The organism is Asanoa sp. NPDC049475, from assembly GCF_040676915.1.
In the GTDB taxonomy this organism is placed as follows: domain Bacteria; phylum Actinomycetota; class Actinomycetes; order Mycobacteriales; family Micromonosporaceae; genus Asanoa.
In genome coordinates this window covers 394,913-417,802 of the sequence record NZ_JBFAPY010000003.1, presented here as the reverse complement: position 1 = coordinate 417,802, position 22,890 = coordinate 394,913, and the positions used below count along the sequence as shown (strand labels likewise).

23 protein-coding genes are annotated in these 22,890 nt (G+C 72.5%); 16 read left to right on the top strand and 7 right to left on the bottom strand.

Annotation, left to right across the window (positions count from 1 at the left end):
* The 7 genes from AB0J88_RS13145 (at position 1) to AB0J88_RS13115 (ending at position 8,417) form a co-directional block, all read left to right on the top strand.
* Complete coding sequence (locus AB0J88_RS13145; protein WP_364345387.1) at positions 1 to 753, top strand: ABC transporter ATP-binding protein; 753 nt, start codon at positions 1 to 3, stop codon at positions 751 to 753.
* Complete coding sequence (locus tag AB0J88_RS13140) at positions 750 to 1,478, top strand: ATP-binding cassette domain-containing protein (protein WP_364345389.1); 729 nt, start codon at positions 750 to 752, stop codon at positions 1,476 to 1,478. The genes AB0J88_RS13145 and AB0J88_RS13140 overlap by 4 nt, the downstream gene beginning before the upstream one ends.
* Positions 1,478 to 2,368 (top strand): branched-chain amino acid ABC transporter permease, encoded by an 891-nt coding sequence (locus AB0J88_RS13135; RefSeq protein WP_364345391.1) that lies wholly within the window; start codon positions 1,478 to 1,480, stop codon positions 2,366 to 2,368. The genes AB0J88_RS13140 and AB0J88_RS13135 overlap by 1 nt, the downstream gene beginning before the upstream one ends.
* Entirely contained in the window at positions 2,365 to 3,468 is a 1,104-nt protein-coding gene (locus tag AB0J88_RS13130; protein ID WP_364345393.1) for a branched-chain amino acid ABC transporter permease, read from the top strand. Before AB0J88_RS13135 ends, AB0J88_RS13130 begins: the two co-directional genes overlap by 4 nt.
* Positions 3,469 to 3,746: 278 nt before the next feature.
* Positions 3,747 to 4,652 carry a DUF5715 family protein gene (locus AB0J88_RS13125; protein WP_364345395.1) on the top strand — a complete coding sequence of 302 codons (906 nt, stop codon included), beginning with the start codon at positions 3,747 to 3,749 and terminating at the stop codon, positions 4,650 to 4,652.
* Positions 4,653 to 4,661: 9 nt separating this feature from the next.
* Positions 4,662 to 6,254, top strand: a complete 1,593-nt coding sequence (locus AB0J88_RS13120; RefSeq protein WP_364345397.1) for an asparagine synthase-related protein — start codon at positions 4,662 to 4,664, stop codon at positions 6,252 to 6,254.
* Positions 6,255 to 6,293: 39 nt separating this feature from the next.
* Complete coding sequence (locus AB0J88_RS13115; RefSeq protein WP_364345399.1) at positions 6,294 to 8,417, top strand: DEAD/DEAH box helicase; 2,124 nt, start codon at positions 6,294 to 6,296, stop codon at positions 8,415 to 8,417.
* Here AB0J88_RS13115 and AB0J88_RS13110 read toward each other — a convergent pair.
* Positions 8,414 to 9,382 (bottom strand): NlpC/P60 family protein, encoded by a 969-nt coding sequence (locus AB0J88_RS13110; RefSeq protein WP_364345401.1) that lies wholly within the window; start codon positions 9,380 to 9,382, stop codon positions 8,414 to 8,416. The two genes, AB0J88_RS13115 and AB0J88_RS13110, sit on opposite strands and share 4 nt — an antisense overlap.
* Before the next feature lie 88 nt (positions 9,383 to 9,470).
* On the opposite strand from AB0J88_RS13110, the gene AB0J88_RS13105 reads away from it, so the two are divergent.
* Genes AB0J88_RS13105 through AB0J88_RS13095 form a run of 3 tightly spaced genes read left to right on the top strand, consistent with a single transcriptional unit; the run spans position 9,471 to position 10,985 of the window.
* Positions 9,471 to 9,770 (top strand): metal-sensitive transcriptional regulator, encoded by a 300-nt coding sequence (locus tag AB0J88_RS13105; protein ID WP_089255046.1) that lies wholly within the window; start codon positions 9,471 to 9,473, stop codon positions 9,768 to 9,770.
* 20 nt (positions 9,771 to 9,790) lie between these two features.
* On the top strand, positions 9,791 to 10,006 hold the full coding sequence (locus tag AB0J88_RS13100; protein WP_364345403.1) for a heavy-metal-associated domain-containing protein: 216 nt from the start codon (positions 9,791 to 9,793) through the stop codon (positions 10,004 to 10,006).
* Positions 9,999 to 10,985, top strand: a complete 987-nt coding sequence (locus AB0J88_RS13095) for a hypothetical protein (protein WP_364345405.1) — start codon at positions 9,999 to 10,001, stop codon at positions 10,983 to 10,985. The genes AB0J88_RS13100 and AB0J88_RS13095 overlap by 8 nt, the downstream gene beginning before the upstream one ends.
* Here AB0J88_RS13095 and AB0J88_RS13090 read toward each other — a convergent pair.
* Positions 10,982 to 11,389 (bottom strand): helix-turn-helix transcriptional regulator, encoded by a 408-nt coding sequence (locus tag AB0J88_RS13090; RefSeq protein ID WP_089255043.1) that lies wholly within the window; start codon positions 11,387 to 11,389, stop codon positions 10,982 to 10,984. The two genes, AB0J88_RS13095 and AB0J88_RS13090, sit on opposite strands and share 4 nt — an antisense overlap.
* 346 nt (positions 11,390 to 11,735) lie before the next feature.
* Between AB0J88_RS13090 and AB0J88_RS13085 the strand changes: the two genes are divergently transcribed.
* A complete protein-coding gene (locus AB0J88_RS13085; RefSeq protein ID WP_364345407.1) occupies positions 11,736 to 12,128 on the top strand; it encodes a hypothetical protein in 393 nt (130 codons plus the stop codon).
* On the opposite strand, the gene AB0J88_RS13080 is transcribed toward AB0J88_RS13085, so the two are convergent.
* Positions 12,125 to 13,261 (bottom strand): SAM-dependent methyltransferase, encoded by a 1,137-nt coding sequence (locus tag AB0J88_RS13080; RefSeq protein ID WP_364345409.1) that lies wholly within the window; start codon positions 13,259 to 13,261, stop codon positions 12,125 to 12,127. The genes AB0J88_RS13085 and AB0J88_RS13080 overlap by 4 nt on opposite strands.
* A gap of 2 nt (positions 13,262 to 13,263) precedes the next feature.
* The gene (locus tag AB0J88_RS13075; protein ID WP_364345411.1) at positions 13,264 to 14,253 is read right to left on the bottom strand and encodes an MBL fold metallo-hydrolase; all 990 of its coding nucleotides are present in this window, start codon (positions 14,251 to 14,253) and stop codon (positions 13,264 to 13,266) included.
* 74 nt (positions 14,254 to 14,327) lie between these two features.
* Here AB0J88_RS13075 and AB0J88_RS13070 point away from each other — a divergent pair, with 74 nt between their 5' ends.
* Positions 14,328 to 14,975: a biliverdin-producing heme oxygenase gene (locus tag AB0J88_RS13070; protein ID WP_364345413.1), complete on the top strand. Its 648-nt coding sequence runs from the start codon at positions 14,328 to 14,330 to the stop codon at positions 14,973 to 14,975.
* A gap of 54 nt (positions 14,976 to 15,029) precedes the next feature.
* Here the strand turns inward: AB0J88_RS13070 and AB0J88_RS13065 are convergent, their stop codons facing one another.
* Positions 15,030 to 16,679, bottom strand: a complete 1,650-nt coding sequence (locus AB0J88_RS13065) for a DEAD/DEAH box helicase (protein ID WP_364345415.1) — start codon at positions 16,677 to 16,679, stop codon at positions 15,030 to 15,032.
* Between the two features lie 253 nt (positions 16,680 to 16,932).
* Between AB0J88_RS13065 and AB0J88_RS13060 the strand changes: the two genes are divergently transcribed.
* Genes AB0J88_RS13060 through AB0J88_RS13050 form a run of 3 tightly spaced genes read left to right on the top strand, consistent with a single transcriptional unit; the run spans position 16,933 to position 18,341 of the window.
* The gene (locus AB0J88_RS13060) at positions 16,933 to 17,616 is read left to right on the top strand and encodes a ferritin-like fold-containing protein (RefSeq protein ID WP_364345417.1); all 684 of its coding nucleotides are present in this window, start codon (positions 16,933 to 16,935) and stop codon (positions 17,614 to 17,616) included.
* 51 nt (positions 17,617 to 17,667) lie between these two features.
* On the top strand, positions 17,668 to 17,952 hold the full coding sequence (locus AB0J88_RS13055) for a type II toxin-antitoxin system Phd/YefM family antitoxin (RefSeq protein WP_364345419.1): 285 nt from the start codon (positions 17,668 to 17,670) through the stop codon (positions 17,950 to 17,952).
* Positions 17,949 to 18,341, top strand: coding sequence for a type II toxin-antitoxin system VapC family toxin (locus tag AB0J88_RS13050; protein WP_364345421.1), 393 nt, complete (start codon positions 17,949 to 17,951; stop codon positions 18,339 to 18,341). Before AB0J88_RS13055 ends, AB0J88_RS13050 begins: the two co-directional genes overlap by 4 nt.
* A gap of 19 nt (positions 18,342 to 18,360) precedes the next feature.
* Here the strand turns inward: AB0J88_RS13050 and AB0J88_RS13045 are convergent, their stop codons facing one another.
* Together AB0J88_RS13045 and AB0J88_RS13040 are read right to left on the bottom strand one after the other, a co-directional pair.
* Positions 18,361 to 18,585, bottom strand: a complete 225-nt coding sequence (locus AB0J88_RS13045) for a DUF3107 domain-containing protein (protein WP_364345423.1) — start codon at positions 18,583 to 18,585, stop codon at positions 18,361 to 18,363.
* Between the two features lie 92 nt (positions 18,586 to 18,677).
* A complete protein-coding gene (locus AB0J88_RS13040; protein WP_364345425.1) occupies positions 18,678 to 19,346 on the bottom strand; it encodes a TetR/AcrR family transcriptional regulator in 669 nt (222 codons plus the stop codon).
* Positions 19,347 to 19,496: 150 nt separating this feature from the next.
* Between AB0J88_RS13040 and AB0J88_RS13035 the strand changes: the two genes are divergently transcribed.
* Positions 19,497 to 22,871, top strand: coding sequence for a hypothetical protein (locus AB0J88_RS13035; RefSeq protein ID WP_364345427.1), 3,375 nt, complete (start codon positions 19,497 to 19,499; stop codon positions 22,869 to 22,871).
* Positions 22,872 to 22,890 lie beyond the last annotated feature (19 nt).

Below are 22,890 nucleotides of genomic sequence, written 5' to 3'. Positions count from 1 at the left end.
GTGCTCCGCACCAAGGGGCTGACCTGGCGGGTGGGCGAGGTCGCGATCGTCGACGGTGTCGACATCGACCTCGCCCCCGGCGAGTTCCTCGGCGTCATCGGACCTAACGGCGCCGGCAAGACCTCGCTGTTCAACCTGGTCAGCGGGCTGCGCAAGCCGACCGCGGGCACGGTCTGGCTGGGCGAAGACGACGTGACCGCGCTGCCGCCGCACCGCCGCGCGCGGCGCGGTCTCGGGCGGACGTTCCAGTCGTCGTCGGTGTTCTCGTCGCTGTCGGTACGCGAGAACGTCCGGCTCGCCGTCCAGGCGCACCAGGGCGGCTCGCTCGCCCTCTGGCGCCGGGCGTCGTCGTTCGCGGCGGTCGCCGAGGCGGCGGACCGGGCGCTCGACACAGTCGGCCTCGGCAATCGGGGTGACGCGCTGGCCGGCACGCTGGCCCACGGTGAGAAGCGCAAGCTGGAGATCGCGCTCCTGCTCGCCGGTGAGCCGACCGTGCTGTTGCTCGACGAGCCGATGGCCGGCGTCAGCGCCGAAGACGTGCCGGAGCTGGTCGCGGTGATCCGCGGCCTGACCCGGGGTGCGGAAGCCACTGGGCGGTCGGTCCTCATGGTGGAGCACCACATGGACGTGATTCTGGACCTCGCCGACCGCATCGCGGTGATGCACCACGGCGCACTGCTCGCCTGCGACACCCCGGACGCCGTGATGGCGCACCGGGGCGTCCAGGAGGCTTATCTGGGGGAGGGGTTGTGACGGACCCGATCCTTCGCGTGAGCGATCTGAGCGTACGAATCGCGGGCCTGCACATCCTCCAGGCCGTCTCGTTCACCGTCGCGCCGACCGGGGTGACCGCGCTGCTCGGCCGCAACGGCGTCGGCAAGACCACGACACTGCGCGCGATCGTCGGCCTGACCCCGCGCGGCGGTGAGGTGTCCGGGTCGGCGGCGTTCGGCACCGTCGACACGTTGCGCACCCCGACGCACCGGCTGGTCCGCGCCGGGCTCGGCTATGTGCCCGAGGACCGGTGCGTGTTCGCCGGACTGACCGTCGCCGAGAACCTGCGGCTGGCCGAGCGGCCGGGGGCCGCGCCCGCGTACGACCGCGTGTTCTCGCTCTTTCCGGAGCTTTCGAAGCGAGCCAAGCAGCGGGCCGGCACCCTCTCGGGCGGGCAGCAGCAGATGCTCGCCATCGGCCGGGTGCTGCTCGCCGACAACACCCTCCTGCTGGTCGACGAGCCGACGAAAGGCCTGGCACCGAAGGTGGTGACGGAGGTGGCGGAGGCCCTCGAAGCGGTCGCCGAGGAGGTGCCGGTGCTGCTGGTCGAGCAGAACCTGGCCGTGGTCCGCCGGCTGGCCCGCGACGCGGTCGTGCTGGCCGCGGGCCGGGTGGCCTGGACCGGCGCGGCGTCGCGGCTGCTCGGCGAACCGGAGCTGACCAGGGCGTTGCTCGGAGTCGGCAGCGCGGGGGTGCACGCCTGATGTCGACGTTCGTGTTGCTGACGCTGACCGGGCTCGGCCTGGCCGCGCTGTACTTCCTGGTCGCCTCCGGGCTCTCACTCGTCTTCGGCCTGGCCGACGTGCTCAACTTCGCGCACGGGCTCTTCCTCTCGGTCGGCGCGTACGCGACCTGGTGGGCGGCCGGCCACCTGCCCGGCGCCGGCCCGACCGGGTTCGGCTTCGTGCTGGCGGCGGCGTTCGGCGTGCTCGCCGGCGCGGCGGTCGCGGCGCTCGTCGAGCTGGTGCTGATCCGGCCCCTCTACTCCCGGACGATCGAGCAGGTCCTGGTCACCGTCGGCCTCTCGCTGGCCGGCGTGGCGCTGCTCCAGGCGACCTGGGGCGCCGACCCTCGCCCGTTCCCGCGTCCGGAGTGGACCCGCGGGGTCACCGGCATCGGCGGCGCCAACATCCCGAACGCGTCGCTGCTGCTGATCCTCGCGGCGGCCGCCGTGCTCACGCTGCTCCTGCTCTTCCTCCGGTTCACCCGGGTCGGCCTGGTCATCCGGGCCGGCGTGGAGAACCGGGAGATGGTCACCGCGCTCGGCATCGACGTGCGCAAGGCGTTCACCCTGGTGTTCGCGATCGGCGGGGCCGCGGCCGCGCTGGCCGGCGCGCTCGGCGGCGTCTACCTCGGATCCGTGTCACCCGCGCAGGGCGGGTCGCTGCTCATCTTCGCCTTCATCGTCGTGGTGATCGGGGGGATGGGCTCGGTGGTCGGCTCGGCGTACGCGGCGGTCGCCGTCGGCCTGCTCCAGCAGTTCGTCAACTACTACGGCACCGCCGGACTCGGCGACATCTGCGTGGTCGCGCTGCTCGCGATCGTGCTGTTGGTCCGGCCACAGGGCATCGCGGGAAGGGCGGTCACGGCATGACGCAGGCTGTGCCGGTGAGCGCCGAGGCGCCACCCGCGGCGACGCCGCCGGAGCTGGACACGACGCCTCCGAGGGGACGCTGGCGTCGGCTCGCGGCGTTCGGCCCGCTGGTGGCGCTGGTGGTGGCGGTCCTGCTGCCGTACTCGACGCTGCCGTTGCCCGGCCTTCTCGACGGCGTGCTCAACGAGCCCGGCAACCTCCAACTGCTGGCGGTCTGCCTGGTCTTCGGCGGCCTGGCGGCGAGCTACGACCTGCTCTTCGGCCGCACGGGCCTGCTCTCGTTCGGGCACGCGCTCTACTTCGCGGCCGGCATCTACGGCACGGACGTGCTGGTCACCCGCGCCGGTCTCCCCCTCTGGCAAGCGGCGGTCTTCGCCGTCGTCGGCAGCACGATCCTGGCGGCGCTGCTGGGCGCGATCGCGCTGCGCACGGCCGGCATCGCGTTCGCCATGGTGACGCTGGCCTTCGCCCAGGTCGGCGCGATCCTGGTGGCCCGCGACTTCGGCGGCCTGACCGGAGGCGAGGAGGGCCTCCCGCTGGCCAGCGACGGCCTGCCGGCCTTCCTGATCGGCGTGGGCAACACCGTCAACCTGTACTGGCTGGCCCTGGCCTATCTCGTAGTGGTCGTCCTGGTGGTCTCGCGCGTAGCCGCGTCCCCGACGGGCCGGGTGTTGGCGGGCCTGCGCGACGACGAGCGCCGGGTCGGCGTGCTGGGCCTGGATCCCTACCGCTACAAGCTGGTCGCCTTCACCCTGGCCGGCGCCTTGGCGGCCCTGGGCGGAGTGGTCTACCTGCTGGTCGTGGGTGGCGCGTCGCCCCACGTCACCAGCTCGGAGCTGACCCTGTCGCTGCTGGTGATGGTCGTGCTGGGCGGCCCCGGCACGCGCTGGGGCCCGGTCCTGGGCGGCATCCTCTACATGTACCTGGACCACCGCCTGACCTCGCTGTCCGCCGACCTCCCCGGCCCACTGGGCCAACCGCTCTTCGTGCTCGGCGTCATCTTCATCCTGGCGGTCTACTTCTTCCCGGGCGGCCTGGCCAGCCTGCGCAGCCGGATCGCCCCGATCACCGCGGCCCTGAAGAGGAAACCAGCGAACTGACAGAAGAAGCACCGGGACCAGCGGCGAAGCTGGCAGCGAAGCGAAGCGAGCGGTCTCCGGCGGGAGCAACGGTCGCGGCCACAGCGCGCCCGGGACCGGATCTTCGTTTTAAACTCAAAAAAGGATGAAAACCCCTCACAAGCTGCATTCACCCTCGGTCGGACGAAAGCGTCATTAGGCTCGGATCCGGAATACCCGCCTGTTACGGGGGAAGAACGGGGGGCCCAATGTCGACTCGAATACCCGCTAACGCGGTCAAGAACGAGCAGCGAAAACGATTGCCCACGCCGCGCCCGGCGGCATCCGGGCCTGATCTGGTCGCCTATCGCGAAGCCGTCGAAAGCCTGCTCATCGAACTGGCCGGCCACAGTGGACAGGGGTTCGACCCCGGTGACACCGCCAAGGCCGAGACCGTCCTGATCGAAAGGCTCGTGGAGCCTAACTTCACCGCTGTCCTTTCGGTGACGCCCCGCGGGCTCACCGGAACGGTGGAATGGCTGCTCAAAGAGGTCCGCAACTACAAGCCCAGCACCCGCAGCTCCGCCGCCGACCTGGCGGCGCAGGTGCGGATCTTCCTGCTCGCGCAGGTCGAGGCGATGTGGTGGGGGCAGACGACACCGTTCGCCACCACCTCCGACGTGCTCACGTCGCCAGACCTGATCGACATCGAGAAGCTGCGGCGGGCGGGTCTGCTGCCGTTCCGCTACCGGCGGCAGCCGAAGACCTTCGCGACCCGCGCGATGCGGGCCGTCGCCCGGCGGGTCGCGCCGGATCGCTGGCCTCGGACGGCGGGGCTGCGGTTCACCTACAGCCGGCCGGAGACGATCGCGCTGCTCGGGCAGGTCGCGGCCGACTTCCAGCGCCAGGCGCCGCACGGCACCCCGGCTCTCTGGGTGACCAGCATGACCCGCAGCGTCCGGCACCAGCAGCACCTGCGCGACCTCGGGTACGCGGCCATGTCGCCCAGCGCGCACTGCGTGGGCTGGGCGGTCGACGTGGAGATGGCCTGGTTCGAGCGGTTCTCGGCCCGCAAGGCGCTGGAGAAGGTGCTGCTCGACCGCCAGACGGCGGGCGACGTCAACGTGATCGACGAGGGGCAGGCGTGGCACGTCTGCGTCAGCCCGGTCGCGGTTGCCGAACTGCGACGGGAGTTCGCCACCAGGTACGAGACCGGGAGAAGGTGACCCGACACTTTGTGCGGTATCGCGCTCATCGTCGGCAACGATGCCGACCCCGCGCTCTTCCGGCGGATGCTCGAGTCCCTGACGCCGCGCGGCGACGTCCAGGAAGAGCTGCCGGCGGACCTGCGGACCATCGGCGGGGGGCCGGCGACAGGACTGCTCGCCGGCACCCAGCGCCTGCGGATCGTCGACCGGGACCGGGCGGTCCAACCCTGGGTCTCGCCGGACGAGGCCTGGGTGCTCTGCTACAACGGCGAGGTCTTCAACTACCGCGATCTGCGGGCTGAGCTCGTCGCCGCGGGGCGGGAGCTGCGCAGCGAGAGCGACACCGAGGTCGTGCTCGAGGCCTTCCTGGAGTGGGGCGAGGCGGCGGTCGGCAAGCTGCGCGGCGAGTTCGCGTTCGCGATCGTCGAGCGGGCCACCGGCCGGGTATTCCTGGCTCGTGACCCGCTCGGCGTCAAGCCGCTCTACTGGTCGCGGCGGGGCGGGCGGATCCACATCGCGTCCGAGGTCAAGGCGCTGGTGCCGGTCGGTGCCCGGGTCACCGAGGTGCCGCCCGGCCACCACGGCTGGGCGACACCGGTCACCGGGCCGCGGCTGAACCCGTACGTCGACCTGCTCCGCCTCGGCGAGGACCAGGTGCCGATCGAGGACCCGGACGAGGCGGCGAAGCTGGTCCGCGCCGCCCTCCAGGACAGCATCCGGGTGCGCGTGGACACCGATCTCACCGTCGGCGTGGTGCTCTCGGGTGGGCTGGACAGCTCGCTGACGCTGCTCCAGGTGCGCGAGATGCACCCGGACTGTGTCGCCTTCACGGTCGGGGCTCCGGGCAGTCCGGACCTCGACTACGCCCGGCGGCTCACCCGTGACCTCGGTGTGCACCACGAGGTGGTCGAGCTTCGGCCGCGGGACATCCGGATGGGCGAGATCCGGGAAGCGATCAGGATGGGCGAGCTCTCCGAGTACGGCGACATCATCAACGCGGTGGTGTCCGTGCCGCTGTTCCGCCGGGTGCACGAGACCGGCGTCAAGGTGGTGCTCACCGGCGACGGCTCCGACGAGCTGTTCGGCGGGTACCCGATGTATCACGAGGTCGGCCCGGCCGCGGCCCGCCGGCTGTTCCTGCACAAGATCCGCAACCTCTGTCGTACGGAGTTGCAGCGGGTCGACCGCACCAGCATGGGTCAGGGCGTCGAGGCGCGGGTGCCGTTCCTCGACCTGGCCCTGGTGGAGCTCGCGATGCGCATGCCGCTGTCGCTGAAGATGCGCAACGGCAAGGAGAAGTGGATCGTGCGGGAGGCGTTCGCCGACATCCTGCCCGACTACATCCGGCAACGACCGAAGAATCCGATGTCGTACTCGTCCGGGCTGCACGAACGGGCCCGGCTCTACAAGGCCAGGTACGCCCGGACCCACCACGCGTTCGGGTACGGCCTGCTCGAACCGATCCGGCGCGACTTCGACCACGTGTTGACCAAGTGCGGCAACGACCTCGACGCGGCGATCCGCGAGTCGGCCGTGCGGCAGGACTACACGCTGCTCGAACACGCCCGCGACTTCGCGGGGGCGTTGCGCTGGTTCACCGGCGCCCGCGCGCCGTACTGACTCCACGCCCGCTCCCTCACCACTGGTAGAACTGACCGGGTGAGGGAGCGGGCTGAAGAGATCCTGCGCCGGCTCGCGGGAGACCACGCGAAGCTGCGCGACGACCAGTGGACGGCCATCTCGGCGCTGGTCGAGGAGAAGCGCCGGGTGCTCTGCGTGCAGCGCACCGGCTGGGGCAAGTCCGCGGTCTACTTCGTGGCGACGGCGCTGCTGCGCTCGTCGGGATCCGCCGGCTCTGCCGGCACGACTGGCACTGCCGGGCCAACCGTCATCATCTCTCCCCTGTTGGCGTTGATGCGCAACCAGGTCGAGGCGGCCGAGCGAGCCGGCATCCGGGCTCACACGATCAACTCCGCGAACCTCGACGACTGGGAGATGATCCACGCGGACATCGCCGCCGGCGAGGTCGACGTGCTGCTGATCAGCCCCGAGCGGCTCAACAACCCGGACTTCCGCGACAACGTGCTGCCCAAGCTCGCCTCCACCACCGGCCTCCTGGTGGTCGACGAGGCGCACTGCGTCTCGGACTGGGGCCACGACTTCCGGCCCGACTACCGCCGGCTGCGCACGTTCCTCGCCGAGCTGCCGCCGGGCACCCCGGTGCTGGCCACCACCGCGACCGCCAACCAGCGGGTCACCGACGACGTGGCCGAGCAGCTCGGCGACGCGCTGGTGCTGCGCGGCTCGCTGGAGCGCGACTCCCTGCGGCTCGGCGTGCTCTCTCTGGAGTCGCCGGCCGAGCGGCTGGCCTGGCTGGCCGAGCAGCTCGACGCGCTGCCGGGCTCCGGCATCGTCTACACGCTGACCGTCGCCGCGGCCACCGAGACCGCCGAGTTCCTCCGTCAGCGCGGCTACCCGGTCGCCAGCTACTCGGGCCAGTCCGACGACGCCGACCGCCAGCAGGCCGAGCAGGACCTGCTCGACAACAAGCTCAAGGCGCTGGTCGCCACCTCCGCGCTGGGCATGGGCTTCGACAAGCCCGACCTCGGCTTCGTCGTGCACCTCGGCGCGCCGCCCTCGCCGATCGCCTACTACCAGCAGGTCGGCCGGGCCGGCCGCGCGGTGCGCAACGCCGACGTGCTGCTGCTGCCGGGCCGCGAGGACGAGGCGATCTGGCGCTACTTCGCGTCCCTGGCGTTCCCGCCGGAGCAGCAGGTCCGCGACGTGCTGCACGCGCTGGACGTGGCCGGCCGCCCGCTGTCGACCCAGGCACTCGAGCCGATGGTCGACCTGCGCCGCACCCGCCTCGAGATGATGCTCAAGGTGCTCGACGTCGACGGCGCGGTGCGCCGGGTCCGCGGCGGCTGGGTGGCCACCGGCGAACCATGGGTCTACGACACGGCGCGGCTGCGGAGGGTGGCGGCCACCCGGGCGGACGAGCAGCAGAGCATGCGGGACTACGTCACGACGAGCGACTGCCGGATGGAGTTCCTGCGGCGCAGCCTCGACGACCCGGCCGCGGCGCCGTGCGGGCGCTGCGACAATTGCACCGCGCCGTTCGTCGCGGCCGAAGTGTCGGCACCGGCGCTGGCGGCCGCGCAGGCGTTCCTGGGCCAGGCCGGCGTCACCATCGCGCCGAAGAAGCTCTGGCCGACCGGCCTGTCCGAGGTGCGCGGCAAGCTCGGCCCCGACGACCAGGCCGAGCCCGGCCGGGCCGTCGGCCGGCTCTCCGACCTCGGCTGGGGCGGCCGGCTGCGCGACCTGCTCGGCCCGGACGCCCCCGACGGTCCGCTGCCCGACGACGTCACCGGTGCGGTGGTCGAGGTGCTCAAGGACTGGTCGCGCGGGAGCGACCCGTGGCCGGTGCGGCCGGTCGCGGTGGTCGGCATCGCGTCGCGCCGGCGCCCCGAGCTGGTCAGCTCGCTGGCCGCCCGGATCGCCGAGATCGGGCGGCTCCGGCTGCTCGGCCAGGTCGAGCCCGGCCCCGCGGCACCGCCGTCGGGTGGCGGCGCCCGGGGCAACAGCGCCCAGCGCGTACGCGCCCTGCACGGGACGTTCGAGCTCCCGCCGGATCTGGCCGCCGCACTGTCCGCGGTGGATGGTCCGGTGCTGCTCGTCGACGACCTGGTCGACTCGGGCTGGACGATGACGATCGTCGCCCGCGAGCTGCGGGCGGCCGGAGCGCCGGCTGTGCTGCCACTGGCGCTCGCGATCGCCGGTTAGCGGCGCGGTCGCCCGTACCCGTGGACCGGTTGGTAGTCGACCCGGTCGAACCTGATCCGCTCGCCCTGCTGCGGCGCGTGGATGATCCGCCCGCCGCCGACGTACATGCCGACGTGCTGGATGTTGCCGTAGTAGAAGACCAGGTCGCCCGGGCGCAGTTGACCTCGGCTGACATGGCTGACGGCGCCGTACTGGGCACGCGCGTTGTGCGGCAGGCTGACGCCGGCGGCCTGCCAGGCGGCGGCAGTGAGCCCGGAGCAGTCGTAGCCGGCGGGACCCGAGGCGCCCCACTGGTACGGCTTGCCGAGCTGCGCGTAGACGAACCGCACCGCGGCGCTCGCGGCGCCCGGCGGCAACGGCGGTGGATCGGCGAAGATCGGCTCGGCGTCCGGGATGCCGAGGTCGAACCGCAGCGCGTCGAGCCGGGCGATCTCGCCCTCGATGTGGCGCTTCTTGGCGAGCAGCTTCGCGCCGTGCATCTTCTCCTTGGCGGCGAGCGCGCCGAGGCTCTCCCGCGCGGCGGCCACGTTGTCGTTGGCCGCGGCGAGTGCCTCGATCGCCCGGCCGCGCTGGGTGCCGAGCGCCTCCAGCATCGCGAGCCGGTCGCCGAGCGCCTGCGGGGAACCCGAGTGCAGCAGCCCGATCACGCCGGCGGCCCGGCCGGTCCGGTACGCGGCCGCGGCCAACGTGCCGACCTCCGCGCTGCGGGCCTCGGCGGCGGCCTCCAGCGGTGCGAGCTGAGCCTGCAGCCGGTCCGCCTCGGCGCGGCCGCGCTTGACCTCCAACCGCAGGTCGTTGTACTGCTCGATGACCACCTCGAGCTGGTGCGCGGCGCTCTTGAGGCGCTTCTCGACCTCGGCGGCGGACGGGTCGGCGGCGGCCGGCGCGGCCAGCGGACCGAGCAGGGCCAGCAATGCGGCGGCCGCGGTCAAGGTGCGGCGTGCGCCTGGTGTGATGATCGGCACGGTCGGTTAACGAGCCGAGCCGGGCAGAAGCCACGATGCGGGCATAGCGGACTAGTCATGGATACGCCCGGGGGGTATATTCGAGCGCATGACCGCCGAGGACCAAGGCCCCTACTGGTACGCCGCCGACAAGCAGGCCCTGCTGGGTCGCCTGAAGCGGATCGAGGGGCAGGTCCGCGGCGTCCACCGGATGGTCGAAGAGGACACTTACTGCATCGACGTCCTCACCCAGATCTCTGCGGCGACCAAGGCGCTCCAGGCCGTCGCCGTCGGCCTGTTGGAGGGGCACATCGCGCACTGCGTGATGGAGGCCGCCGAGAACGGCACCGACCCGTCCGCCAAGGTCAAAGAGGCGACCGACGCCATCGCCCGGCTCGTCCGTTCCTGAACCCCGGAGGTAGCCCCGAGATGTCCACCGCGACCTACACCGTGACCGGCATGACCTGCGCCCACTGCGTCAGCGCGGTGACCAGCGAGCTCAGCGCCCTGCCCGGTGTCACCGACGTGCGGATCGACCTGGCCGACGGCGCGGTCGCCGTGACCAGCGACGCACCGCTCGCGCTGGGCGACGTGCGGGCCGCGGTCGACGAGGCTGGTTACGAGCTCGTCGCCGCCGATGCCTGAGGCCGCGCGCACCAAGACCCGCACGACGCCGCCGCCCGCGGCCGAGCCCGACCGGTCCGGGCTGAAGTTGGGCCTGTTCGTGGCCGGGCTCGTCTTCGCCCTCGTCGGCGGCTTCGGCCTGGGCAAGCTGACCGGCGGTGAGCGGCCGGCCGACGGCGCGAGCGCGGCTGGTGGCATGGCGATGCCGTCGACCGGAGCGACCAACCACGCCCACGCGCCCGGCACCGCCGAGCACGACCACGGCAGCAGCGGGATGACCGCGACCGCCGGCGCCGACCTCGGCGGGCTGAGCCTGAGCGGCAGCGGCTACACGCTGGTCCCGGCCGGCACCGACTTCACGGCCGGCAAGAAGGCCGACTTCCGGTTCACCGTGCAGGGGCCGGACCGGCAGCCGGTCAAACAGTTCGCGGTCGTGCACGAGAAGCAGTTGCACCTGGTGGTGGCCCGCCGTGACCTGTCCGGCTACCAGCACCTGCACCCGACGATGGCCTCCGACGGCACCTGGAGCATCCCGTTGACGCTGGGCTCGCCGGGGCTGTGGCGGGCGTTCGCCGACTTCACGCTGGTCGACTCGGCCGGCGCGCAGATCGCCGCGACGCTCGGCACCGACCTGGTGGTGGCCGGCGACTACGCTCCCAAGCCGTTGCCCGCGGCGGCCCGCGAGGCCACTGCCGGCGAGTTCACCGTCACCTACGAGGGCACGCCGACCGTGGGTGCGACCCAGCCGTTGCAGTTCCGGGTGTTCCGCGACGGCAACCCGGTCGCCGACCTCGAGCCCTACCTCGGCTCGTACGGACACCTCGTGGTGCTCCGAGCGGGCGACGTGGGCTACCTGCACGTGCACCCCGACGAGCAGCGCACGCCGGGGACGGTCAAGTTCTGGCTGGCCGCGCCGAGCCCCGGCAGCTACCGGGCGTTCTTCGACTTCCAGGTGGCCGGGAAGGTGCACACCGCCGAGTTCACGGTGCGGGTCGACTAGGCCGTTTTGCGGATGGGCCGGGTGGCCAGGCGGCGCAGCGCCTCGCGGATGTGCCGCTTCTCGGCCGCGGAGACCGTCGGGTCGGTGAGCCGGTCGAGAATGACCTGGAGGTCCTTGTCGACCCGGCTCGGCCTGGCGGTCACGCCGGGGGTGCGGCCGGGCATGTTGAGTGCCCGGAACGCGGCCGAAACCGGCACGTCGAGTGCGGCGCAGAAGTTTTGCACCTTGGCGAGCTCGGGATAGTCGTGCCAGTCGCCGGCCAACCAGCGGAAAAGCGTCGATCGACCAACGCCGGTTTCGGATGCCAGGTCGTTGACCGTCCATCCACGGGCGTTCTTGGCATCGTCGACGGCCCGCCGGACGAAGCGCGCGAACGCAGCCTGCGGCGAATCGTCAGTGGCCATCGGCCGATCGCCCTCCCCGCGGTAGTGAATCGTCACCGGAAAGGGTAACCCGTGCGGCTCAGATTGCAACGGGCCGTTCGGCTGACTAGTCCCGTCCGCGGGACTGTTCTAGAGTCGCCGCAGGTCTTGTTCGGACCCGTGCGTGGGACCCTCCCCACAGTGTCGAACCGCGCACCGTCCGCGCTGTGGCCATGGGCCGGCGGCCCGTGGTGCTGGTGTGGTGTCCCGCCGGCGGGGGGTCGGCAGGACACCACACCACCGGCGTGCGCCCTCTTCGGTGACTTACCAGACCGTTGTCGGTCGTCTATGCTCACGCCCCGAGAGTGGAGAACGACGGGATGCGACTATGGCCCCACCAGAAGACCGCCCAGTTCCCAATCGACCAGGCGCGATAAGCCTGTTCTTCGTCGTGAAGGCCGCGATATTCGCGCTTGCCTTCTGGATCTGGCTGCTCGTCCTGGCGATACAAGGTGGCCAGGTCACGGGATGGCACCTGTTCGCCGCGGCGGGCGCGATTACCACCACGCTGGTCGGCATGTGCCTGGCGATTCGGATGGCGTTGCAGGCGAATGCCGCCGACCGGCACGCCGAGTTTCGAAAAATGCTCGTGGAGATTTCCTGGAACACCGCGTTCGCCGCGCACCATGACGACGAGGACACTGACAACGTCGTGCATTTCCCGAGCGCGGTGCCGGACCAGTCCGGCGGCTGGCCCACCCCGGGCGAGCGCCGCCGCTAACCCAGCAGCTCCGCCAGCCGGGGTCGCACCTGCCAGGTCGTGACGAGCTCGTCGTACTCGGCCCGCGCCGTCGGTTGGCCGGTCCGGCGCGCCCGCAGCAACAGATTTCGTGGCGTGTGGGCGGAGTCGATGAACTCCGTCACGTCGACGCGATAGCCATGTGATCGGAGCAGCGCCGCCCGCAGCGAGTCGGTCAGGACGTCCGCGAAGCGCTCCCGCAGGATCCCCTGCCCGGTGATCAGGTGGTACGGGCCGGGCGCGGTCTGCTTGCGCAGCTGCGCGGCGATGTCGTGGTGGCAGCAGGGCGCGGCCAGGATCCACTCGGCGCCCCAGTCGACGGCGCGATGGAGCGCCTCGTCGGTCGCGGTGTCGCAGGCGTGCAGGGCGAGCACGAGGTGCGGAGCGGGCTCGACCTCGGCGTCCAGGATGCTGCCGGCGACGAACCGCAGCCGCGCGCCGTAGCCCAGCCGCTCGGCCAGCGCGGTGTTGCGCTCGCGCTGGTCCTCGCGCACGTCGACACCGACCATCTCGACGTCGAGCCCGCGCACCGAGGTCAGCCACCGGTACGCGGCGAAGGTCAGGTAGGCGTTGCCGCAACCCAGGTCGACCACCCGCAGCGGTGCCGGCAACCCTTCGGCGGGCAGGGTGGCGGCCAGCGCCCGCAGGAACGCGTCGACCTGGCGCCGCTTGGCCGCGGTGCCGCCGATCACCTCCCACAGCGGGTCGCCCGGGTCCAGCAGGTGCTCGCGTACCCGGTCATGGGCCTCGGGTTTTCCGCTCGGCTCGTCGGCGGCCCGCCGGTGCACCTGGGCGTCGCCCTTCTTCGTCACCCGGACCTGCACGGTCGCGCCGGCGCTCTCGACGTGCCAGTTGCCGAACGGCTCCGTGAGCAGGGCGTCGACCGCGGCCTCCGCGTCCGGACCGGGCACCACATTGGTCGTGTGCGGGCGGGCTCCGTCGCTCGTGACGATCTGCAGTCGCCGGCCGGCCTTGAGCGCGACGGGGCGCAGCTCGGCCCGGACCACCGACGGCGTGGCCCCGCGCCGCTTGCCGGCCGCGACCGCTCGGGTCAGGCCGGGGTCGAGCAGCAGGTCGCGCACCTCGCCGAGGACGGCGGTCAGGTCTTCGGGCATACCTACATTGTCCGCGTTCCGCCGATGGCCAGCTCCCAGAGGTCGGCGAGGTCACGGCCGGCACTAGTCCACGCGGCGCGCAGCCGCTCCGGCGGCTCCAGCAGGGGTTCGCTGCTGAGCGGGAAGGTGCCCCAGTGCATTCCCGCGACCTTCTGGACACCCAGATCGAACGCCGCTTGGACCGCGTCCTCAGGGTTCAGGTGCTGGTTGCGCATGAACCAGCGCGGCTCGTACGCGCCGATCGGCAGCAGGGCCAGGTCGAGCTCGGGGAAGCGGGCGGCGATCTCCGCGAACCGGGTGCCGTAGCCGGTGTCGCCGGCGAAGTAGATCTGCGGGCCTTTGTCGCTGGTCAGCACCCAGCCGCCCCAGAGGCTCTTGTTGGTGTCGGCCAGGCTGCGCCGGCTCCAGTGGTGCGCCGGCACGAAGGTGAACTCGACCGGGCCGATCCGCCGGCACTCCCACCAGTCGAGCTCTGTCACGTCCTGGAAGCCGCGGCGGCGGAACCACCAGGCCAGGTTGGCGGGTACGAGCATGGGCGTCTGGCGTGGCAGCCGGTCGATGGTCGGCGCGTCCAGGTGGTCGTAGTGGTTGTGGGAGATCACCACCGCGTCGATCCGGGGCAGCCCGGCCCAGGCCACGCCGGGCTGGGTATAGCGGGCGATGAACGGCGGGATCCGCTGTGCCCAGACGGGGTCGGTCAGCACCGTCAGCCCGCCGATCTGGAGCACGAAGCTCGCGTGCCCGACCCAGGTTACGGCCGTGGTCGCCGGGTCGGCCGGTGGCAGGGTGGTCCGCGGCTCCTGTGGGATCGCCCGGCCGGCCCTCACCTTGTCGGCGCTGGTCGGGCGCTTCTCGCGCATCATCCGCGCGACGTCTCCGGCACCGGGCAGCGGTGCCGTCAGCCGGTCGGCGAAGGTCGGTGGCCAGTTCCGCCCGCCGTGCGTACGGCGTGCTCGCTCGAGGCGGCGGCGGACGCTGCTGGGATCGAACACCCACCCACCGTCCGCGCGACACCACTGGACCGTCAAGTAAGGCTCGCCTAAGCTCACGGCACTACCCACGCCGGGTGCGGGAGGTCAACATGGTCAGCACCCTGGGTCTGGCGGCCCGGGTCCGTTCCCTGACCCGCGCCGACCACGAGGCCGCGGAGACCACCGCGTTCGTCGGTGACCTGATGGCGGGGCGGCTCGACGTGGCGGCGTATGCGCGGCTGGCCACGCAGCACTACTTCATCTACGAGACGCTCGAGCGGGCCGCTGACGCCATGCGCGCCGATCCGGTGGCCGGTGGGTTCGTGGGCTTCGGCCTCGACCGGCTGCCCGCGCTCGCCGCCGACCTGCACCACCTGCGCGGGCCGCGCTGGCGCTCGGAGATCACGCCGCTGCCGGCGACCCGCGACTACGTGGCTCGCCTGCGCGCGGTGGCCTTCGCGGACGCACCGGCGTTCGTGGCCCACCACTACACGCGCTACCTGGGCGACCTGTCCGGCGGGCAGATGGTCAAGAAGGCACTACGCCAGGAGTACGGCGTGGGCGCGGCGGGGACCCGCTTCTACGAGTTCCCGGGTGTGGCGGCGGGTGCGGTCAAGCGCCGCTACCGCGAGCTCCTCGACGCGGCGCCGTGGTCCACCGACGAACAGACACGCTTCATCGACGAGGCAAAACGCGCCTTCACGCACAACCGCCAGGTCTTCGAAGACCTGGCGGTCGCATAGTCGCGTTTCGCCGAACCGACCAGCCGAGGCGGGCGTGGCCGCCCTCGCTGTTGGTCAGGCCTCGGTCGGGGCGGCGGAACCGCCTGTGCCGCGCGAGCGGCGACGGCGGCGGGTGCGGGGTTTGGCCGGGGCTTCGCCGTCGGTGTCGGCGACCGCTACCGCGGTCGGCTCGGCGCCGGTCGCCTCGGTGACGGCCTCACCCGCGACGACCTCGCCGGCCCGGCGGCGACGGCGCGGGCGCCGGGTGCTGGTCGGCGCGGCCTCTTCGCCATCGGCCGCGCCGGCTGCGGGTGCGTCCGAGGTTGCCGGGTCGGCGTCGTCGCGCGTACCGCTGCGGCGGCGGGACCGGGTGCGGGCCGGGCGTTCGGCGCGAGCCGGACCCCGGCGACGGCCGCCGCCCAGGTCCTCTTCCTTCTCGGCCGACAGACCCGCGCGGGTGCGCTCGCCCGTCGGGAGCGTGCCGGTCACGTCGGTCGGAATGGCCAGCTCCTCGTAGAGCCACGCCGAGGTGTGGTAGGTCTCCCGCGGCTCCGGCATGTCCAGGCCGAGGGTCTTGTCGATGATCCGCCAGCGAGGCATGTCGTCCCAGTCGACGAACGTGACCGCAACGCCGCTGGCGCCGGCGCGGCCCGTGCGACCGATGCGGTGGGTGTAGGTGTCCTGGTCTTCTGGGCAGTCGTAGTTGATCACGTGCGTGACGCCCGAGACGTCGAGGCCGCGGGCCGCGACGTCGGTGGCCACCAGGATGTCGATCTTGCCCGCCCGGAACGCTCGCAAGGCCCGCTCGCGGGCGCCCTGGCCGAGGTCGCCGTGGACCGCCGCCACCGCGAAGCCGCGGAAGTCGAGGTCTTCGGCGAGCCGGTCGGCGGCCCGCTTGGTGCGGGTGAAGATCATGGTCAGGCCGCGGCCCTCCGCCTGGAGGATGCGCGCGACGACCTCGACCTTGTTGAGCGAGTGGGTCCGGTAGACCAGCTGCTGCGTCTGCGGCGACGGGCCGGTCTCGGCCGTGTGCCCGGCGTGGATCGTGACCGGGTGGCGCAGGAAGCGGCGGGACAGCGCGACGATCGGGTCCGGCATGGTGGCCGAGAACAGCATGGTCTGCCGGTCCTCGGGGAGCATCGCCAGGATCTTCTCGACGTCGTCGAGGAAGCCCAGGTCCAGCATCCGGTCGGCCTCGTCGAGCACCAGCGCGTGCACGCGGTCCAGTCGGACCTGCTTCTGCTTGGCCAGGTCGAGCAGGCGGCCGGGCGTGCCGACCAGGATCTCGACGCCGCTCTTGAGGGTCTCGATCTGCGGCTCGTAGGCGACGCCGCCGTAGATCGGGAGGACCCGGACGCCACGCGTACGCCCGGCGGCGGCGAGGTCCTTGGCCACCTGGAGGCCGAGCTCACGTGTGGGCACGACGACCAGTGCCTGCGGTACGCCGTCGGAGCCCTCGCCCGGCGCGAAGACGCGCTCGAGCAGCGGAACGCCGAAGCCGAGGGTCTTGCCGGTGCCGGTGGGCGCCTGGCCGATCAGGTCGGTGCCACGCATCGCGATCGGGATCGCGTATTCCTGGATGGCGAAGGAGTTGGTGATGCCGGCGGCGGCGAGGGCCTCTACGGTCTCGGGGCGGGCGCCAAGCTCGGCGAAGGTGGGGGAGTCGGTTCGGACGGGCGCGGTCGGGACAAGCGCGTCGCCCGCGGGTTCGATTAGTTCACTCATGTGGTGTTCGGGGTGCCCTCTCGTGGTGCGCCCCGTCGTGTCGTAGGGCGCGATATCGGATATGGCGCGGGCCACACGCGAGGTGAGTCGCGGGCCGCACACGCGTGCCGTGGGGATCAACCCGCCCACGGCTAACGTGACCATGTTACCGGATTGGCCCCGTGACGGTGCCGAACGTGAGGCTGATGCGCCGGCTGGGCCTGGGCGTGTGGCGCACCTCTCGTCGATCAGGTGGCGGGAGTAACCTGCGGGCGTGACTCCTGAGCTGGCCGACCCGGCTGCGCCGACGCCCTCCGCGACGACCGAGGCGCTGGTCGACCTGCTCGGCATGGTGGCCTACGGCGAGCTGTCCGCTTTCGAGCGGATGGCGGCCGATGCCCGACTCGCGCCGGACCTGCGCCGCCGCGCCGCGCTGAGCGAGATGGCCGCCGTGGAGATCGGCAACTACGGCCGCCTGGCCGCCCGGTTGACCGAGATCGGCGCCGACCCCGAAGTGGCGATGGCCCCCTACGTGGGCGTGTTGCAGGCGTACCACGACTCGACCGAGCCCAAGGACTGGCTCGAGGCGCTGACCAAGGCCCACGTCGGCGACGGGGTGGCGGACGACTTCTTCCACGAGATGGCCAAGCTGATCGAAGAGCCCGACCGCCAGCTGGTCCTCGACGTCATCCACGACAAGCGCTACGACGAGTTCGCGACCGCGGAGATCCGCGCGGCGATCGAGGCGGACCCGAAGACCCGCCACCGCCTGTCGATGTGGGCGCGGCGCCTGGTCGGCGAGGTCTACTCGCAGGCGACAAAGGTGGCGGGCCAACGAGCGGCCCTGACCACCTTGATCGTCACGAGCGGCGGCGACCAGGCCGCCGTCCAGGCCCTGTTTCGCCGCATCACCAACGCGCACAGCGCCCGGATGACGGCCCTGGGCCTCAACAACTAGACGCAAGATGTAGGTACAATTCCGGTGTTGTAGGAACACCGGGAGGCCCTCATGAGCAGCGTTTCGGTACGCGAGTTCTCTTACAACCCCAGCGCGATGTTCTCCAGGGTTGAGCACGGCGAAACGATCGAGGTCACCCGGCACGGCAAGGTGATCGCGGTGCTTCTACCCGGCTCCGGGGCCTTGAGCCGATATGCCGACCTGGTGACAAAAGGTTTGATCAAACTGCGGTCGAGCACGACCGATGACCTCGACGCGGTGCCGACCTTCGACGTGGGCTCCGGCCCGGCGCCGCTCGACATCCTGCTCGCGGAGCGCGACGAGGACACTAGATGATCTATCTGGACGCATCCGCGCTGGTGACGCTCGTCAGCGGTCGACCGCCCGCGATCGCACTCCGCACGTTCCTGGCCGGCAAGCCCGGGGTGCCGATGGGAACCAGCACCGTCGGTTTCGTGGAGACTGTCCGCACGCTGGACCAGGTCGGCGACTTTCCAGGCGCCATGGACATGCTCACTCGAACGTTCACCGAAATCCTCGTCACCGAGGACGTCCGTGATGCGGCCGGCCACCTGCCGCGTGGACTTCGGACGCTGGACGCGATCCACGTGGCCAGCGCGCAGGCACTCGGCCCGGCGCTGGACACACTGGTGACCTATGACAAGCGCATGCTCGACGCGGCGCGCGCGGTCGGATTGCCTGCCGCCGCACCGGGGTTGGAGTGAATCCGACCCCTGTTCGGTATCAGCGAGCGGTGAAGCCGACCGTGCCGCGAGTCGCCTCGGCGATCTCGACGTAGGCCAGCTTGCTCACCGGGATGATGACCCGGCGGCCCTTCTCGTCGACCAGGGACAGCGTGCCCTCGTTCGCGATCGCCTCGGTGACGCTTTTCTCCACCTCGGCGGGCGACTGCGAGCTCTCGATGACCAGCTCGCGCGGCGCGTACTGCACGCCGATCTTGACCTCCACGGAAGCCCTCCTCGTCGTGGTGCGCGGTCGATACCGGCACCGCTGCGAAGGCTATCCGATCCGTGGGGTGAACGACGACGGCGGCTTGCGTGTCAGACGGGTTCGCCTTCCGCCCAGACACCTTCCTGGGGTTCGCCCTGCAGCGGGAAGCTCGCGATGCCCCGCCACGACAGGGCCGCGAGCAGCGCCTCGGCCTCGGCCTTGGGCACCTGCCGACCGCCGGCCAGCCAGAACTGCGCGGCCGTCTCGGCAGCGCCGACCAGGCCCGAGGCGAGCAGCTCGGCCCGGGACTTGCTGACGCCGGTGTCCGAGATGATCGTGTCGGTGATCGCCGCGATGCAGCCCCGCTCGACCCGCTCGACGCGCTCCCGGACGGCCGGCTCGTTGCGCAGGTCGGACTCGAAGACCAGGCGGAACGCCTCGCTCTCGTGGTCGACGAAGTCGAAATAGGCCTCGACCGCACCGCGTACGCGTTCCTTGTTGTCGCTCGTCGCCTCCATCGCCGCCTGCACCTGCGCGACGATCGCGTCGCAGTGCTTGTCGAGCAGCGCCAGGTAGAGCTCGAGCTTGCCGGGAAAGTGCTGGTAGAGCACGGGCTTGGAGACTCCGGCGCGCTCGGCGATGTCGTCCATCGCGGCCGCGTGGTAGCCCTGCGCGACGAACACCTCCTGCGCCGCCGCGAGCAGCTGCTTTCGGCGTGCCGACCGGGGCAGCCGGGTCGGCCGTCCGTCCGGCTGGGCATCGCCCGAAGCCGCCACCATGGTTTACCTCCGAAATCCCACATCCATCGACCGCGGATAACGCATCCGATCGGTGCCTCGTCGCATCGGTCGGTGAATTGGACCGCGATTGCAACTTATCGCGACCGTGCCCACACGGTAGCCTCAGCGAGGGCGACCGAGGAGTGCACGGTGGATGATTCAGGTCAACCCGGCGACGCACCGGGGGGCGGCGGCAACCCGCCGGCTTCTCGCGACCCCGACGCCTGGGCCGACCGTGACCGCGACTCCGGCACACCGTCCGCGTGGCACAGGTCTCGTTACGCCAACCTGCTGACGCCGATCGTGCCCGCCTCCCGACAGCCGCGCCAGCAGGTCAACGGCTCCTCCGAGGTGCATTCCGCGAGTGCGCCTCCCTACCCCTACGAGGGTGACCTGGAAGACGCCGCGCACTCCCCGATACCGACCCAGGCCCACGGCGACGAGCAACCGCCCTGGCCGGCCGCGACCACGCCGCCCGCCGGTGGCGAACCCGAGTGGCGCGGCTGGGCGCCGCAGCCCGGGGCCGAGGAGCCCTTGCCCGAGCCGCCGTCACCGTGGGCGCCCGGCTGGGCTCCCGCGCCGACCGACGGCGCGACGCCCGAAGTCGCGCCACCCGCACCACCGGCCCCACCGGCGGGCGGGGCCGTCGGCCCCTTCGCGGTGCCCTTTCCGCCCGCACCGCCGCGCTTCGCCGAGCCCGCGCCGCCCGTGCGCTTCCGGCCGCGTCAGGACGAGCCGTCGCGTCCGGCCACCGACGGCCAGCCCACCGAGGGCCGCCGTCCTGACGACACCGACCCGGCCACCGGCGGCTTCCCGCCGATCGGCTCGGTCGCGGCCGGTGCGCCCACCGAGCCCGGGGCCGACCCCTATCCAGGCGGTTTCCGGCCCGGCGCCGGCGCCGCCGGGCCCGACTGGGCTCCGGAGTGGCCGTGGTCCCCGGCGCCGCCCGCGCCGACCTCGCCGGCCGGCCGCATCCAGGTGCCCGCGCCGCGACCCGTCTCGCCCCCGCAGCCGGCCGAGCCGTCGACCGCCGGGCCGATGCCCCTGCCTGAGGACGGCACCCTGCCCAGCCGCCGCGGTTTCCCTCCGCCGGCCCAGCCGCCGCAGCGCAACACGCTGCCCGGCTACATCCGTGGCGGCGAAGCGCCGTCAGGCGACGACGCCCGCTTCGTCACCGGCGGCCACCCGACGGTGTCACCGCGGCGGCCGACCCCGGAGTCGGGCTCGGGCGACTTTCCCGTCGTGGAGCCCGGCCCTGGCCGCGCCGAGCCCACCGCCTCGGGCAGCTTCCCCGTGGTCGACCGGCGCTCGGCCGGTCTGAGCCGCAGCTTTCCGGCCGGCGAGCAGGCTGACCCGTCGGTCACGCCCAGCCGGTTGACCCGCGCTTTCCCGGGCGGCGACGGTCAACGGGCCACGCCCTCGACGGAAGCGTTCCCCGACGGTGGCGACCGCGTGGCGCAGGCGGAACCCGACCGCCCGACCGACCTGTCCGGCCGCCGCGCCGCCGCCGCACCGCCGGCACCGGTGTCGCCGGCCGTCGGACCGAATGACGACGCCCCGGTCCGCCCGCCACTGCGCCTCGCGAGCAGCAACGGCGACCCGATCGCCAACCGCGACCCGATCGCCAGCCGGGACTCCATCGCGAGCCGCGACTCCATCGCCAGCCGCGACTCGATCGCCAACGGCGATGCGACCGGCAACGCGGAAGGGCAGCCCGAGCAGCTCAGCGACCCCGCCCCGCGTGGCTTCCCTGGCGAGCCGACCAGCGGGCCGCCCTCCGGCGCAGGCCGGAGCGGTTTCCCGGCCGGTGACGGCGCCCGGCGCGGCTTTGCCGCGGAACCGGCCAGCAGCGGCTTCGCCGCGGAGCGGACCAACAGCCGGTTCGGCGGCGAGGCGACCAACGGCGCACCCAGCGGCGGCCCCGGCGGCGACGAGTCGCCCATGCCGTTGCATCAGCGGCCGATCGAACGCCCGGCGTCCGAGCAGCCGCGGTCGGTGGTCGACGAGATGATCGACGAGCTGTCCGGTCTGCCGCAGCGCGTGCCGGCCGAGCCCGACGTGCCGACCATGCCGGAGCCGCCCTCGGACGCCCCGGCGGACCCGCCGCAACTCGCCAGGATCGCCACCCACCTGCGCCGGCCCGACCTGCCCGAGGAGCGGGAGCGTCCTGACGGCTTCGACGTCGACGCGATCCTCGACGCCGTACGCGGCGTCTCCGGGGTGAAGGACGCTTCGTTGCGCCAGACCCCGGCCGGCGCACACAGCCTCCGCCTCGACCTGGCCGACGGCGCGGACGCGGCCGAGGTGAGCCGGCACGTCGCCCGCCTGCTCCAGGAACGCATGGGCCTCGCCGCGGCGCCCCAGCTTCCCGGCATGGCGTCGCCCGAGACCCCCCTCGGTGCCGACACCCCGCCCACCGGGTTCAGTCGCAGCGGCGGCTACGTGCCTCCGCCATCGGCGGATCCAGGCCCGCGGGCGCCCGAGGCCGTCCGGCCGGCGCCCCGCCCGACCGAGGCCGTCCGCCAGGCACCGCGCCTCGCCGAGCCCACGCGCCCGGCACCGCGTCCCGCCGACGTGGCCAAACCGACCCCACGCCCGGCCGAAGCCACCAAGCCGACCCCCCGCCCGGCCGAGACCGCGAAGCCGTCGCCCCGTCCGGTCGACGCGTCCGCCGCCAAGACGCCGCCGGCGGCCACCCCGCCGGGCTTCGAGCCCCCGGCCGAGCCCGAACAAAACGCGCACCGCGGCCGCGCCGACGTCGGCGCGCAGTCGGGAGTGGACACCCGCGACCTGGCCCAGCGGGCGGCCGCCGCCGCCCACGTCGCCGACACACCCGTGTCCGCGGCGCCGGCGTCCGGCCTGCCGCACCGCACCGAGCCCGCACGCAAGCGGCCGGCCGAGACCGGCCACGTCTACGGCGGCACCCGGGAGTCCGACCCGCGCACCGGGTCCGACCAGCCCGCGTCGGGTTCGTTCCCGGAGTTGGGCAGCGCCGCCGGCATCATCGGCAGCGTGGGTGGTCATCCGGTGATGGCCGCCGCGACCGCGTACTCGGGCGGGCAGATCACGACCACCGAGTCGGCGCCGTCTCGCCCCCTGAACCCGGGCGCCAACCCCGGCCCGCGCGTGGTGATCGACCACGTGCAGGTCAGCACGTTCGGCTTGGACGCCACTGTGGAGACCCGGCTGGCCGCGGGGAAGCGCGTGGCCAACGGGCTGGCCACCGGCCCGGCCGTCGACGGCTACGTGCTGCGGCTCTGCGCGGTCTCCGCCGCGACGGCGATCGACGAGCTTCTGCGCACCGCCGCCCGGGCCGACGACCGTGGCCGCTGCTTCGTCGAGCACGCGGCGGTCGTACCGTTCGGCAACTGTGAGGTTGCGGTGGTTGTCGTGTTCCTCGTATGTGGCGGGTGGGTTGAGCAGCTTGCCGGCTCTGCACTGGTTTCGGGCGATCCGCGGCAAGCTGTCGTACGTGCGACACTTGCTTCCGTAAATCGTCGTCTGGAAGCGCTGCTCTCCGACTGAAACCGGGGCCCGAGCCGGG

Coding starts and splice junctions, on each gene's coding strand:
- AB0J88_RS13065 (WP_364345415.1), bottom strand. CDS start 16,679: ATGAGTGAACTAATCGAACCCGCGGGCGACGCGCTTGTCCCGACCGCG.
- AB0J88_RS13085 (WP_364345407.1), top strand. CDS start 11,736: ATGGCCCCACCAGAAGACCGCCCAGTTCCCAATCGACCAGGCGCGATA.
- AB0J88_RS13130 (WP_364345393.1), top strand. CDS start 2,365: ATGACGCAGGCTGTGCCGGTGAGCGCCGAGGCGCCACCCGCGGCGACG.
- AB0J88_RS13040 (WP_364345425.1), bottom strand. CDS start 19,346: ATGGTGGCGGCTTCGGGCGATGCCCAGCCGGACGGACGGCCGACCCGG.
- AB0J88_RS13090 (WP_089255043.1), bottom strand. CDS start 11,389: ATGGCCACTGACGATTCGCCGCAGGCTGCGTTCGCGCGCTTCGTCCGG.
- AB0J88_RS13055 (WP_364345419.1), top strand. CDS start 17,668: ATGAGCAGCGTTTCGGTACGCGAGTTCTCTTACAACCCCAGCGCGATG.
- AB0J88_RS13105 (WP_089255046.1), top strand. CDS start 9,471: ATGACCGCCGAGGACCAAGGCCCCTACTGGTACGCCGCCGACAAGCAG.
- AB0J88_RS13095 (WP_364345405.1), top strand. CDS start 9,999: ATGCCTGAGGCCGCGCGCACCAAGACCCGCACGACGCCGCCGCCCGCG.
- AB0J88_RS13135 (WP_364345391.1), top strand. CDS start 1,478: ATGTCGACGTTCGTGTTGCTGACGCTGACCGGGCTCGGCCTGGCCGCG.
- AB0J88_RS13050 (WP_364345421.1), top strand. CDS start 17,949: ATGATCTATCTGGACGCATCCGCGCTGGTGACGCTCGTCAGCGGTCGA.
- AB0J88_RS13080 (WP_364345409.1), bottom strand. CDS start 13,261: ATGCCCGAAGACCTGACCGCCGTCCTCGGCGAGGTGCGCGACCTGCTG.
- AB0J88_RS13100 (WP_364345403.1), top strand. CDS start 9,791: ATGTCCACCGCGACCTACACCGTGACCGGCATGACCTGCGCCCACTGC.